This is a genomic window from Piscinibacter sp. PDB5-1, from assembly GCF_056676035.1.
Map to the genome: position 1 here is coordinate 1,050,662 of NZ_JBWVZL010000002.1, position 12,766 is coordinate 1,063,427.

Annotated in this window: 11 protein-coding genes; 1 reads left to right on the plus strand and 10 read right to left on the minus strand. The window is 67.0% G+C overall.

From position 1 onward, the window contains the following. Window positions 1-6: 6 nt before the first annotated feature. Window positions 7-1,839, minus strand: a complete 1,833-nt coding sequence (locus AC1KAT_RS12140; RefSeq protein WP_480326179.1) for an ABCB family ABC transporter ATP-binding protein/permease — start codon at window positions 1,837-1,839, stop codon at window positions 7-9. 172 nt (window positions 1,840-2,011) lie between these two features. Here AC1KAT_RS12140 and AC1KAT_RS12145 point away from each other — a divergent pair, with 172 nt between their 5' ends. Then, complete coding sequence (locus tag AC1KAT_RS12145) at window positions 2,012-2,419, plus strand: acyl-CoA thioesterase (protein WP_480326181.1); 408 nt, start codon at window positions 2,012-2,014, stop codon at window positions 2,417-2,419. 200 nt (window positions 2,420-2,619) lie between these two features. On the opposite strand, the gene AC1KAT_RS12150 is transcribed toward AC1KAT_RS12145, so the two are convergent. From AC1KAT_RS12150 to AC1KAT_RS12190, 9 genes are all read right to left on the minus strand, one after another. Further along, complete coding sequence (locus tag AC1KAT_RS12150) at window positions 2,620-3,405, minus strand: SGNH/GDSL hydrolase family protein (RefSeq protein WP_480326183.1); 786 nt, start codon at window positions 3,403-3,405, stop codon at window positions 2,620-2,622. Continuing rightward, window positions 3,402-4,166: an enoyl-CoA hydratase gene (locus AC1KAT_RS12155; RefSeq protein ID WP_480326185.1), complete on the minus strand. Its 765-nt coding sequence runs from the start codon at window positions 4,164-4,166 to the stop codon at window positions 3,402-3,404. Before AC1KAT_RS12155 ends, AC1KAT_RS12150 begins: the two co-directional genes overlap by 4 nt. Window positions 4,167-4,207: 41 nt before the next feature. Next, the gene (locus tag AC1KAT_RS12160; protein ID WP_480326187.1) at window positions 4,208-5,068 is read right to left on the minus strand and encodes an alpha/beta hydrolase family protein; all 861 of its coding nucleotides are present in this window, start codon (window positions 5,066-5,068) and stop codon (window positions 4,208-4,210) included. Window positions 5,069-5,125: 57 nt separating this feature from the next. Next, complete coding sequence (locus AC1KAT_RS12165; RefSeq protein ID WP_480326189.1) at window positions 5,126-5,671, minus strand: DUF1569 domain-containing protein; 546 nt, start codon at window positions 5,669-5,671, stop codon at window positions 5,126-5,128. Between the two features lie 20 nt (window positions 5,672-5,691). Then, window positions 5,692-6,891, minus strand: coding sequence for an acetyl-CoA C-acyltransferase (locus AC1KAT_RS12170; protein ID WP_480326191.1), 1,200 nt, complete (start codon window positions 6,889-6,891; stop codon window positions 5,692-5,694). 165 nt (window positions 6,892-7,056) lie between these two features. Continuing rightward, complete coding sequence (locus AC1KAT_RS12175; protein WP_480326193.1) at window positions 7,057-9,441, minus strand: 3-hydroxyacyl-CoA dehydrogenase/enoyl-CoA hydratase family protein; 2,385 nt, start codon at window positions 9,439-9,441, stop codon at window positions 7,057-7,059. 113 nt (window positions 9,442-9,554) lie between these two features. After that, window positions 9,555-9,998, minus strand: a complete 444-nt coding sequence (locus tag AC1KAT_RS12180) for a DUF2147 domain-containing protein (RefSeq protein WP_480326195.1) — start codon at window positions 9,996-9,998, stop codon at window positions 9,555-9,557. A gap of 30 nt (window positions 9,999-10,028) precedes the next feature. Beyond that, window positions 10,029-11,819: an acyl-CoA dehydrogenase C-terminal domain-containing protein gene (locus tag AC1KAT_RS12185; protein WP_480326197.1), complete on the minus strand. Its 1,791-nt coding sequence runs from the start codon at window positions 11,817-11,819 to the stop codon at window positions 10,029-10,031. A gap of 72 nt (window positions 11,820-11,891) precedes the next feature. Beyond that, on the minus strand, window positions 11,892-12,587 hold the full coding sequence (locus tag AC1KAT_RS12190; protein ID WP_480326199.1) for a TetR/AcrR family transcriptional regulator: 696 nt from the start codon (window positions 12,585-12,587) through the stop codon (window positions 11,892-11,894). Between the last annotated feature and the right edge of the window lie 179 nt (window positions 12,588-12,766).

A 12,766-nucleotide genomic window follows, 5' to 3' on the forward strand; every position in this document is an offset into this window, starting at 1 on the left:
TTCCCCTCACATCTCCACCGCAACCCCTTCGTCTTGCCCGCTCTGCTGCAGGCGCCACATCTCAGCATAGCGCCCCTCCATCGCCAGCAGTTCGGTGTGGGTGCCGCGCTCGACGATGCGGCCCGCGTCCATCACCAGGATCTGGTGCGCATCGACCACGGTCGAGAGCCGGTGTGCGATCACCAGCGCCGTCTTGTTGCGCGCCACGCCCTGCAGCTCGGCCTGGATGGCACGCTCGTTGGCCGAGTCGAGCGCCGAGGTGGCCTCGTCGAAGATCAGGATCGGCGGGTCTTTCAGCAGCGTGCGCGCGATGGCCACGCGCTGCTTCTCGCCGCCCGAGAGCTTGAGGCCGCGTTCGCCGACCACGGTCTCGTAGCCCAGCGGCGTCGAGGCGATGAAGTCGTGGATGCGCGCGGCCTTGGCCACCGCCTCGACCTCTTCGCGACTCGCGTCCGTGCGGCCGTAGGCGATGTTGTAGGCGACCGTGTCGTTGAAGAGCACCGTGTCCTGCGGGACGATGCCGATGGCCTGGCGCAGGCTCGACTGCGTGACCTGCCGGATGTCCTGCCCGTCGATGGCGATGCGCCCGGCGTTCACGTCGTAGAAGCGGTACATCAGCCGCGCCAGCGTGCTCTTGCCCGCCCCCGAGGGGCCGACCACCGCCACCGTCTTGCCGGGTGGAATCTCAAAGCTCAGGTCTTTGAGGATGGGCCGGTTCGCGTCGTAGCCGAAATCCACATGCTCGAAGCTCACGCCGCCCGCCCCCACGTGCAGCGGCGAGGCGCCGGGCGAGTCGGCCACCTCGCGCTCGCGTTCGAGCAGGCGGAACATCTTGTCGAGGTCGGTGAGGCTCTGCTTGATCTCGCGGTACAGCACGCCCAGGAAGTTGAGCGGGATGTACAGCTGGATCATGAACGCGTTGATCATCACCAGGTCACCGAGCGTCATGCTGCCGTTGACCACGCCCTCGGTCGCGCGCCACAGCATCAGCACCAGGCCGATGGCGATGATGAGCTGCTGCCCGGTGTTGAGCAGCGACAGCGTGGTCTGCGACTTCAGCGTGGCACGGCGCAGGCGGTCGAGGCTTTCGTCGTAACGCTTGGCCTCGAACTGCTCGTTGTTGAAGTACTTGACTGTCTCGTAGTTGAGCAGCGAATCGACCGCCTTGGTGTGCGCCTTCGAATCGAACTCGTTCATCAACTGGCGGTATTTGGTGCGCCAGTTGGTGATGGTGATGGTGAAGGTCACGTAGATGACCAGCGCGCCCAGCGTGATCCACGCGAAGCCGGCGTCGAACTTCACCGCCAGCAGCGTGAGCACCATGCCGACTTCGATGATGGTCGGCAGGATGCTGTAGAGCGAGTACGAGATCAACGAGTGCACGGCGCGGGTGCCGCGCTCGATGTCGCGCGTCATGCCGCCGGTCTGGCGTTCGAGGTGAAAGCGCAGGCTCAGGTCGTGCAGGTGGGTGAAGGTGCGCAGCGAGATGCTGCGTGCCGCGCCCTCGGTCGCCTTGGCGAAGATCAGCTCGCGCAGTTCGGTGAAAAACGCAGTCGAGAGCCGCAGCCCCCCGTAGGCCAACAACAGCCCGATGGGCACGACCAGCACCGCGCGCACGTCGCCGGGCGGGATCGTCAGGTTGTCCACCAGTTGCTTCAGCAGCACTGGCACGCCCACGTTGGCGACCTTGGCCGCGACCATGAAGCTCAGCGCGATCACCACGCGCCAGCGGTATTGCCACAGGTACGGGAAGAGCTTGCGCAGCGTGGCCCAGTCAGAGCGTTCGGCGGCGGGCGCGGTGCGGGATTCGTCGGCGGGCAGGGCGAGGGTTCGGCGCATGGGGCGTGATTGTCCCTTGCATGCATGCCCTGTGCAGCAGGCGGGGCGCGCCCAGGCCCCCCGCCCGCATCGGTGATTCGTCTCGCCACCCGCCAGAACGTGGTCACCGGGGATGTTGCAACGCAGCAGCCTGGTTCAGAATGGGGCGTCACCCGCTTCAGCCCGCGCCGCCATGAACGCACCTGCCACCCCCACCCCCGTCACCCTGCCCACCGACATGGACCTGGTGATGCGCGTCATGCCCATGCCCGCCGACGCCAATGGCAACGGCGACATCTTCGGCGGCTGGATCATGGCGCAGGTCGATCTGGCCGGCTCGGTGCTGCCGAACCGCATCGCCAAGGGCCGCATCGCCACCGTGGCGGTGAACCAGTTCGTGTTCAAGCAGGCGGTGTCGATGGGCGACCTGCTGAGCCTCTATGCGCGGGTCGAGAAGATCGGCCGCACCTCGATCACGGTGCACGTCGAGGTCTACGCCGAACGCAACCCGGCCGACCTGCAGGTGGTGAAGGTGACCGAAGCCAGCCTCACCTATGTGGCCATCGACATGGACGGGCGGCCGCGAGAAATTCCTCGGTAAACCGCTCGCTCCGGCTTTGGCGGCGCTCGGTGGTGGGGCGCCGATTTCTTACCGCCAAGACGCCAAGAAAATACCAAGGTCGCCAAGAGAAAGACTTCTTGTCTCTTTTGCGTTCTTGGTATTTCCTTGGCGTCTTGGCGTCTTGGCGGTGAAAACGCCTTCGCCCACCACCCCACTCGCCACACTCACCACAACGCCCCTCACAAGCGCCGCGTCGGCTTCGTCTCCGGCACGCGCGGAACGATCTCGTTGGCAATCATGCCGGCGAGTTGTTCGGCCCAGAGCGCGTACACCGCCGGCCCCGGGTGAAAGCCGTCTTCGGCGAGCAGCACGCTGTCGGTGCCGAGGGCATTCTCGAAGGGCAGCGGCAGCCACCAGCGATCGGGCCAGCGCTGCACCCACTGGGCCAGCTCATGGTTGTAGCGCTGCGCATCGAGCCCCAGCACCCAGCGCAGCGGGTTGGGCAGCAGCGGAAACGAATGCACCGGCGGAATGCCGCTGTGCACCACGTGCCGCACCCCGGCGCGCTTGGCGGCCAGGCGGTTGAGCTTGTCCATGCGAGCCAGCCAGTCGGCCGGCGGCACCTGGGCCAGCATGTCGTTCAGGCCCAGCGCCGTGACCATCACGTCGGCCGGGTGCAGCTTCATGCTGCGAACGGCCTTCAGCGCGTCTTCGGTGGTGTCGCCCGTGCGGGCCACCACCTGCCACACCACCGAGCCTTCGAGCCGCTGCGCCAGCGCTTCGCCGAGGCGCCCGCCCAAGGCCTGCGCCTGGGTCGGCGCGCCGACGCCGGCGGCCGACGAGTCGCCAACGATCAACACCCGCAGCTTGACACGGCCCGTGCCCGACACGCCCTCGCGTGCGCCCGCCGCTTCGGGCAGGCGCAAGGCCCGTCGGCGCACGAAGCGCCCCTGTGCGATCAGCAGGGGCAGCAGCGAAAGCTTGATGGCCGCGACCGCCACGCGGCCGGGCGGTTGCCGGTTCAAGAGAACTGGGTGAAGTCGGGCTTGCGTTTCTGGAAGAAGGCGCTGAACGACTCTTTCGCCTCGGGACTTTGCAGGCGGGCGCTGAAGACTTCGCCTTCTTTCTGGATGGCGTCGAGCACCTGCTGGGTGTTGGCGCGCTTGAGCAGCTTCTTGGCCTCGCGCACGGCGGCCGGCGGCAGCGCGTTGAAGCGCTCGGCCATGCGGCGCGCGTGGTTCACCACCTCGCCGGCCGGCAGCACCGCGTTGGCGATGCCGCAATCGACGGCCTCTTCGCCGTTGAACGGGTCGCCCAGCAGCAGCTTTTCGGCCGCCTTGCGCGGGCCCATCAGCTGCGGCACCAGCAGGCTCGACGCGAACTCGGGCACCAGGCCCAGGCTCACAAAGGGCATGGCCAGGCGGGCTTCGTCGGACACGTAGACCAGGTCGCAGTGCAGCAGCATCGTCACGCCGATGCCGATGGCCGCGCCGGTGACGGCGGCAACGATGGGCTTGTCGCACTCGATCATGCCCCGCATGAACTGGAACGACGGCGACTCGGTCAGCCCGCCGGCGCGCTTCATGAAGTCTTCGAGGTCGTTGCCCGACGTGAAGATGCCCGGCTGGCCGACCAGCAGCACGGCGCGCACGCTCGGTTCGGCGGCGGCGGCGCGCAGGGCCTCGGCCATCTGCGTGTACATCTCGCCGGTGATCGCGTTCTTCTTTTCAGGGCGCGCGATCTCGATGGTGTACACGCCGTTCAGGACAGCGGTCTTGATGCTCATGTCTTCTCCTCAGGGAACGAATCAGTCGGTTTTGGGGCAGGTCAAGACGCCAGCCACTGCGACACCTGGGGCCACAGTGTGGGGGCAAAACGGGCCCGGAAGAACCCGAAGTGGCCGATGCGCTTGGCACCCACTTCACGCGGGGTGAAGCGGCGCATCTCGCGCGGCGCGCTGGCATAGAACGCATGCATCTCGGCGGTGTTGCGCGCCGACATGTACTCGTCGTCGGTGAACGAGAGCGACAGGATCGGCGCCGTCACGGCCGCGTACGCGGCACGCATCTTCTCGCCACCCTGCCCCACCAGGTAGTCACGGCTGAGACAGGCGCGCCGCCACTGATCCATCACGCCGAGCGGCAGGTCGCCGACCTTGCGCAGCCGCTTGCCGGGGAAGTAGCCGCACAGCTTGAGGGCGAGCGGCGCGACGACGAACCACATCCACCACACGTAGCTGCGCACCTTCAGCGTCTGGTGCAGCCAGTAGCCGGTGCCCACGCCGATGGTGACGACGCGCGAAACGCGCTCGCGGCCCGGCACCATCGCGAAGATCTGCCCGCCCAGGCTGTGGCCCAGCCAGTGGATGGGGGTGGCCGGCGTCACGCGCGCATTCAGCCAGGCGAGCGCGGCGGCGGTGTCTTGTTCGGCCCAGACGTTCACGTCGGCGCGCAGCCCCTTCAGCGACTGCTTCATCTCGGCAGGGCGCGACGCCCCGATGCCGCGGTAGTCGAAGGTGAACACCGCCATGCCCTGCGTCGCCAGCCACTGAGCGAAGTCGGCGTAGAAGCGCTGCGGCACGCCCATCGCCGGCACGATCAGCAAGGCCGAGGTGCAGCGCGCGGGATCACCGAACACGCGGCCTTGCAGTGCGAAGCCGTCGGTTGCTTTGAACTCGATCGATTCCATTGTTTGCTCCCTGGGTTGGCCGTTGGGCCATGGCTGCGGTGTGCCGCCGCGTGCCGTTCAGGCGGCGACGACCTCTTGCCAATGGTTGGCGAAATGCATCAGGTGGGCGCGCAGGTAGTCGTTCTTGTCGAGCGCGCCGTAAGCGAAATGGGGGGCCAGCGGGCCGGTGTGGCGGGCAAAGGCCTGCAAGGCCTCGACCGCGCGGTCGATGGCCGGGGTCAGCGGCTGGCCTTGCGCCAGTGCAGGGGCGCCCGGAATGGGCTCGTCCAGCCCATGGGTCATGCGCCCGGCCGCAGAGAACGCCGTGGCCGCGAGCGGCCCGACGCTGGCGCGAAACCACGCGGGCTTCGGCTCGGGAAAGCCGCTCATCGAAAACTCGACGCTTTGCGCCGCGTGGTGCAGCACCTGCGCCAGGTCCCACGCGCCGGTGCTGCGCGCAGGCTGGGTCTTCAGCGCGTCGAGCGTGCGCAGCGCATTCGCCAGCGAGTCGAAGGCGGGCGCATGGATCGCCGCCGGCGCCCCCAGCCACCACGCGGCGGGCACGCCCACCACCGCCGCACCGAGCACGGTGCGACGCAGCAGTGAACGACGCCCGGCGGCCATCGGTCAACGCGCCCGAGGCGTCAGACGCGTTCGAAGATGCCGGCGGCGCCCTGGCCCGTGCCCACGCACATCGTGACCATGCCGTACTTCAGGTTGTGGCGACGCAGCGCATGCACCACGGTCGCGGCGCGGATGGCACCGGTGGCGCCCAGCGGGTGGCCCAGCGCAATCGCGCCGCCCATCGGGTTGACCTTGGCCGGGTCGAGGCCGAGCGTGTTCATCACGGCGAGCGACTGGGCCGCGAAGGCTTCGTTCAGCTCGAACCAGTCGATGTCGCCGTGCTGCAGGCCGGCGTACTTGAGCGCCGCCGGGATCGCCTCGATCGGGCCGATGCCCATGATCTCGGGCGGCACGCCGCGCGCCGCGAAGCTGACGAAGCGCGCCAGCGGCTTCAGGCCGAACTGCTTCACTGCCTTTTCGCTGGCGAGGATCAGCGCGCCCGCGCCATCGCTCGTCTGCGAGCTGTTGCCGGCCGTGACGCTGCCCTTGGCGGCGAACACCGGGCGCAGCTTGGCCAGGCCTTCGAGCGAGGTGTCGGGGCGCGGGCCTTCGTCGAGGCTCACCGTGCGCGTCTTGACGATGGACTCGCCGGTGTCCAGGTTGGGGAAACGCGAGACAACGTCGATCGGCGTGATCTCATCGGCGAACTCACCGGCCTGCTGCGCCTTCAGCGCGCGCAGGTGCGATTCGAGCGCGAACGCGTCTTGCGCTTCGCGCGAGACCTTCCACTGCTGCGCGACCTTCTCGGCCGTCAGGCCCATGCCGTAGGCGATGCCGATGTTCTCGTCCTTGGCGAAGATCTCGGGGTTGAACGAGGGCTTGCCGCCGCCCATGGGCACGAGGCTCATCGACTCGGCACCGCCGGCGATCAGCACGTCGGCCTCACCGACGCGGATGCGGTCGGCCGCCATCTGGATGGCCGTGACGCCCGAGGCGCAGAAGCGGTTGACAGTGACACCGCCCACCGGCTTCGGGAAGCCGCACAGCGCGACCGCGATGCGGGCCATGTTCATGCCCTGCTCGCCCTCGGGGAACGAGCAGCCGATGATGGCGTCTTCGATGGCGCCCGGGTCGAGGTCGGGCACCTGCTTCATCGCGCTCTTGATCGCGGCGACCAAGAGGTCGTCCGGGCGCGTGTTCTTGAAATAGCCCCGGCCCGAACGGCCGATCGGGGTGCGGGTGGCGGCGACGATGTAGGCGTCTTGAACTTGCTTGCTCATGTCAGTCTCCTGTCGGAGTGATTCGATCTTGATCGGAGGCACGGCTGGCGTAGCGAGCGGACTCAGGGCGAGGCGCGGGTGCCCGCGAACAACCGGAACGACCTTCCTGGTCGTGAGGATTGTTCGTGGGCTGCAACGACGCCATGAGTTCGCGCAGTAGCCAGCTCAGTTGCGGACGGGCTTGCCGGTTGAAAGCATCCCCATGATTCGCTCTTGCGTCTTGGGGTGTTCGAGCAAGCTCACGAAGTGCTTGCGTTCCAGCGTCATCAGGTATTCCTCGGTGACCAGCGAACCGGCATCGACGTCACCCCCGCACAGCGTGTCGGCGATCAGCGCACCGAGGTGGAAGTCGTGCGCGCTGATGAAGTTGCCGTCGCGCATGTTGGCGAGCTGGGCCTTGATGGTGGCGATGCCGTTGCGGCCGGCCACCGGGAACAGCGCCCGGGCCGGGGCGCGGTAGCCGCTCTCGAACATCGCCTTGGCCTGCTGCGTGGCCACGTACAGCAGCTCGTCCTTGTGCGGCACGACCACGTCGCTCCACAGCAGGTAGCCGAGCTTGCGGTTCTCGATGGCGCTGGTGCCCACCTTGGCCATGGCCGCGGCCATCAGGCCTTCGGTCATGAACTTGAGTTGATCGGCGTTGGCGCCAGCCGCGTTGGCCATCTCGGACGCGCGGCGCGAGATGTAGGTCAGGCCGCCGCCGGCCGGGATCAGGCCCACGCCGACTTCGACCAGGCCCATGTAGCTTTCCATCGCGGCCACGCGCTTGTCGCAGTACACCGCGAGTTCGCAGCCACCGCCCAGCGCGATGCCGCGCATCGCGGCGACGACCGGCACGTTGGCGTAGCGCAGGCGCAGCATCGTGTCTTGCAGCTGCTTGACGATCGGCGCGATGCCCTTGGCGCCCTTGGACATGAACACCGGCATCATCGATTCGAGGTTGGCGCCGGCCGAGAACACGTCGTCGGGCGACCAGATCACCAGGCCCTTGTAGTTGGCTTCGGCCAAGGTCACGGCCTTGTCGAGGCCCTCGATCACGTTCGGGCTGATGAGGTGCAGCTTGGCGGTGATGCTGGCGATCAGCACCTCGCCGTCGAGCGTCCACAGGCGGATCTCGTCGTTCTTGAAGACCTCGGTGCCCGACTTCAGCGGGTCCGTTGCGCCCGAGCCCAGCACGGCCTCGGGGAAGTGCTGACGCTTGTAGACGTCGAGCTTGCTGGTGGGCACGTAGCTCTTCGTCGTGGCGCTCCACGAGCCTTCGGGCGTGTGCACACCGTCGCGGCCGTCGAACACCCAGTCGGGCAGGGGCGCGTTGGTGAGCGCCTTGCCCGCGTCGATGTCGGCCTTCACCCATTCGGCGACCTGCTTCCAGCCGGCTTGCTGCCACAGCTCGAACGGCCCCTGGTTGGCGCCGAAGCCCCAGCGCAAGGCGAAGTCGATGTCGCGTGCCGACTCGGCGATGTCGCCCAGGTGCACGGCGGCGTAGTGGAAGCCGTTGCGCAGCACGGCCCACAGGAACTGCGCCTGCGGGTTGGTCGATTCGCGCAGCAGTTTCAGGCGCTCGGCCGGGGCCTTCTTGAGCATGCGCGCGACGATCTCGTCGGCCTTGCCGGTGGCGGGCACGTAGTCGCCGGTGGCCAGGTCGAAGCGCAGGATGTCCTTGCCGACCTTCTTGAAGAAACCGCCGCCGCTCTTCTGGCCGAGCGCGCCTTTGGCGATCAGCGCCGTGGCCGCGGCCGGCGTGGCGTAGGTCGGGTAGAACGGGTCGGCCTGCAGGTTGTCCTGCATGGTCTTGGCGACGTGGACCATCGTGTCCAGGCCCACCACGTCGGTGGTACGGAAGGTGCCCGAACTCGCGCGGCCGAGCTTCTTGCCGGTCAGGTCATCGACCACCTCATAGGTCAGGCCGAACTTCTCGGCCTCGAGCATCGTGGACAACATGCCGGCAATGCCGATGCGGTTGGCGACGAAGTTGGGCGTGTCCTTGGCGCGCACCACGCTCTTGCCGAGCGCCGTGGTCACGAAGGTCTCGAGTTGGTCGAGGATCTCGGGGCGCGTCGTCGGCGTGGGGATCAGCTCCAGCAGCGCCATGTAGCGCGGCGGGTTGAAGAAGTGGATGCCGCAGAAGCGCGGGCGGATCGCCTCGGGCAGCACTTCGGACAGCTTGGTGATCGACAGGCCCGAGGTGTTGCTCGCCACGATGGCGTGCTCGTTCAGGAAGGGCGCGATCTTCGTGTACAGGTCGAGCTTCCAGTCCATGCGCTCGGCGATGGCCTCGATGATGAGGTCGCAGCCACGCAGCAGTTCGCTGTGCTCTTCGTAGTTGGCCTGCTGGATCAGCGCGGCGTCTTCGGGCACGCCCAGCGGCGCCGGCTTGAGCTTCTTCAAGCCCTCGACCGCCTTGCTGACGATGCCGTTCTTCGGGCCTTCTTTGGCCGGCAGGTCGAACAAGACCACCGGCACCTTGCAGTTGACCAGATGGGCCGCGATCTGCGCGCCCATCACACCGGCGCCGAGCACGGCGACCTTGCGGACATTGAAACGACTCATGGGAAGTTCTCCAAAGGAGGAATGTGTTTAGTTAGCGAAGACCTGTTCGGCGCCGGGCCGTCCCAAGCCGAACGGCGCCCCTTGGGGGCAGGAGCACCGCGACTGGGGGGCGGTCATTCGGTTCGGACCCAGGTCTGGCTGCGCCCGAACATCGGCGCGCCGACGTAGCCGCGCACTTCGAGCTTCTTGCCGCCATCCTGCGGCTTCAGCAGCACCTTGTAGACCTTGCCGTTCTCGGGGTCGAGCACGTGGCCGCCGTCCCACACGCCCTCCTTGTCGGCGTTCTTGCGAATGCCTTGCAGGATGGTCATGCCCAGGATGGGCTGGCCCTTGCGGGCGTCGGTGCATTCGTCGCACACCGCGTCGGCGGCAATGCTCGGGTCGAGGTACTTTTCGATCTTGCCGCTGAGCACACCACCGGTTTCGGTGATGCGCACGAGCGAGCGGTCTTTCTTGGTCTTCTCGTCCACCGTGCGCCACACCCCGACGGGCGTGGTCTGCGCAGCAGCGAGTCCGGCGGCCGCCACGAGCGCGGCAGCGATCAGCATGCGTTTCATGGCGGCTCCGGTGGATGCGGGCGGTGCAGCTTAGAACAGCGCCTCGTCCATTTCCATCAGGGGCTTGAGGCCGGCGCGCGCCGTGCGGATCAGCGTCGCCGTCTCGGGGAAGAGCTTGGCGAAGTAGAAGCGCGCAGTGATGACCTTGGCCTTGTAGAAGCTGTCGCCGCTGTCTTGCTTTTCGAGCGCGACCTTGGCCATGCGGGCCCAGAAGTAGCCCATCACCAGGTGGCCGACGACGCGCAGGTAATCAACGGCGGCGGCGCCCACTTCGTCCTGGTTGCCGAAGGCCTTCATGCCGATCTCGGTGGTGAGCTTCACGACCTTCTCGCCCAGGTCGGCCAGCGGGTTCACGAACTCCTGCATGGCTTCGTTGGTGCCTTCTTCCTCAACGAACTCTTGCACGATCTTGCCGAACTTGCGCAGCTTCGCGCCGTTGTCGGCCAGCACCTTGCGGCCCAGCAGGTCGAGCGACTGGATCGTGTTCGTGCCCTCGTAGATCATGTTGATGCGGGCATCGCGCACGTACTGCTCCATGCCCCACTCTTTGATGTAACCGTGGCCGCCGAAGACCTGCATGCAGGCCGAGGTGGCCGTCCAGGCGTTGTCGGTCAGGAAGGCCTTGATGATCGGCGTGATCAGCGCGACCAGCTCGCCGGCGGCCTTGGCCTCGTCGGCGTCGGCCGAGGTCAGCTCCTTGTCGAGCTGCAGCGAGGTCCACATGCCCAGCGCGCGGCCGCCTTCGGCGTAGGCACGCGCGGTCAGCAGCATCTTGCGCACGTCGGGGTGCACGATGATCGGGTCGGCCGGCTTGTCGAGCGCCTTCGGGCCCGACAGCGCGCGCATCTGGATGCGGTCTTTCGCGTAGACGACGGCGTTCTGGTACGCGATCTCGGTCAGGCCCAGGCCCTGGTTGCCCACGCCCAGGCGCGCCGCGTTCATCATCACGAACATGGCTGCCAGGCCCTTGTTGGGTTGGCCCACCAGCGTGCCGGTGGCGCCTTCGAGCACCAGCTGCGCCGTGGCGTTGCCGTGGATGCCCATCTTGTGTTCGAGGCCGGCGCAGAAGATCGGGTTGCGGCCACCCAGGCTGCCGTCGGCGTTGACGTGGTACTTCGGCACCACGAAGAGCGAGATGCCCTTCGAGCCCTCGGGCGCGCCCGGCAGGCGGGCCAGCACCAGGTGGATGATGTTCGGCGCGAGGTCGTGTTCGCCGGCCGAGATGAAGATCTTGGCGCCGGTGATCTTGTAGGTGCCGTCGGCCTGCGGTTCGGCCTTGGTGCGCAGCAGGCCCAGGTCGGTGCCGCAATGCGGTTCGGTCAGACACATGGTGCCGGTCCACTCGCCGCTGGTCAGCTTGGGCAGGTAGGTCTTCTTCTGCTCGTCGGTGCCGTGCGCGTGCAGGGCTTCATAGGCGCCGTGCGACAGGCCGGGGTACATCGTCCAAGCCTGGTTGGCCGAGTTGAGCATTTCATAGAAGCACTGGTTCACCACATGCGGCAGGCCCTGGCCACCGTAGGCCGGGTCGCAGCTCAGCGCAGGCCAGCCGCCTTCGACGTACTGCGCATAGGCTTCTTTGAAGCCCTTGGGCGCGGTGACCTCGTGCGTCTCTTTGTTCAGCGTGCAGCCTTCTTCGTCGCCGCTCTGGTTGATCGGGAAGATCACCTGCGAGGCGAACTTGCCACCTTCTTCGAGCACGGCGTTGATGGTGTCGGCATCAATGTCAGCATGCGGCGGCAGCGCCTTCAGCTCATCGACGACGTTCAGCACTTCGTGCATCAGGAACTGCATGTCGCGCAGGGGCGGGTTGTACTGGGCCATCGTGGACTCCTTGAAGTGTTGTGTGTCGAAGAGGGAAAACGGAAAGGGGCGGGAGGGAAAACGTCGCCCGGCTCAGCCGAGCTCGGCCACGGCCGAATTGCGCGGGGCCGGCTTGGTGCCCTGCATCAAGGCCTGGCCCGCAGGCGTGGCGTAGTGGCTGATGATGCGGTTGAGCGCGGCGCGCGCCCGTTCGAGCGCGCCGGGGTTGCACAGAAAACGCGCGTCGTGGTGCAGCGAGAGGATCAAGCCATGGATCTCGAAGAGCACCTGCTTGGCGTCGCAGTCTTCAGGGAAATGCTTTTCTTCGATGGCGATGTGGATGGCGCGTTGCAGCGCCGATTGCCAGTCGCGCACCATGCCCACCAGCGCCTCGCGCACGGGGCCGGGGCGGTCGTCGAACTCGACCGCGCCACTGATGTAGATGCAGCCCGAATCGACCTCGACCGACACGCGCTTGAACCAGCGTTCGAGCATGGCCTTCAGGCGCAACATGCCGCGCGGCTCGCGCAGCGCTGGAAAGAACACCTCTTCCTCGAACTTGCGGTGGTACTCGCGGATGACCGAGATCTGCAGCTCTTCGCGCGACCCGAAGTGCGCGAACACGCCCGACTTGCTCATGCCCGTCACCTCGGCCAGCGCCCCGATCGACAGGCCTTCGAGGCCCATGTTCGACGCCAAGCTCAGCGCGGCCTCCAGGATGTGGGCGCGCGTCTGCTGACCCTTCTGCAGGCTTCTGGCTTCGCGGGATTTGGCGGCGGGTGCACCCATGGCGCAGGACAGGATGAAACGAACGATCGTTCTATTTTTGCAGACTTTGCGCGCGCAATGCAAACAGATTTCGCGGCCGGGCAAGGGATTTCGCTGTCGCCGTTCGTGACCGGCTGCACGTTGGCCTTGAATGCCTCGGTCTTCGATCATGGTTTCGTGATCTGCGCGTGACAAGGGCC

Coding starts and splice junctions, on each gene's coding strand:
- AC1KAT_RS12190 (WP_480326199.1), bottom strand. CDS start 12,587: ATGGGTGCACCCGCCGCCAAATCCCGCGAAGCCAGAAGCCTGCAGAAG.
- AC1KAT_RS12185 (WP_480326197.1), bottom strand. CDS start 11,819: ATGGCCCAGTACAACCCGCCCCTGCGCGACATGCAGTTCCTGATGCAC.
- AC1KAT_RS12165 (WP_480326189.1), bottom strand. CDS start 5,671: ATGGCCGCCGGGCGTCGTTCACTGCTGCGTCGCACCGTGCTCGGTGCG.
- AC1KAT_RS12170 (WP_480326191.1), bottom strand. CDS start 6,891: ATGAGCAAGCAAGTTCAAGACGCCTACATCGTCGCCGCCACCCGCACC.
- AC1KAT_RS12140 (WP_480326179.1), bottom strand. CDS start 1,839: ATGCGCCGAACCCTCGCCCTGCCCGCCGACGAATCCCGCACCGCGCCC.
- AC1KAT_RS12160 (WP_480326187.1), bottom strand. CDS start 5,068: ATGGAATCGATCGAGTTCAAAGCAACCGACGGCTTCGCACTGCAAGGC.
- AC1KAT_RS12180 (WP_480326195.1), bottom strand. CDS start 9,998: ATGAAACGCATGCTGATCGCTGCCGCGCTCGTGGCGGCCGCCGGACTC.
- AC1KAT_RS12175 (WP_480326193.1), bottom strand. CDS start 9,441: ATGAGTCGTTTCAATGTCCGCAAGGTCGCCGTGCTCGGCGCCGGTGTG.
- AC1KAT_RS12155 (WP_480326185.1), bottom strand. CDS start 4,166: ATGAGCATCAAGACCGCTGTCCTGAACGGCGTGTACACCATCGAGATC.
- AC1KAT_RS12145 (WP_480326181.1), top strand. CDS start 2,012: ATGAACGCACCTGCCACCCCCACCCCCGTCACCCTGCCCACCGACATG.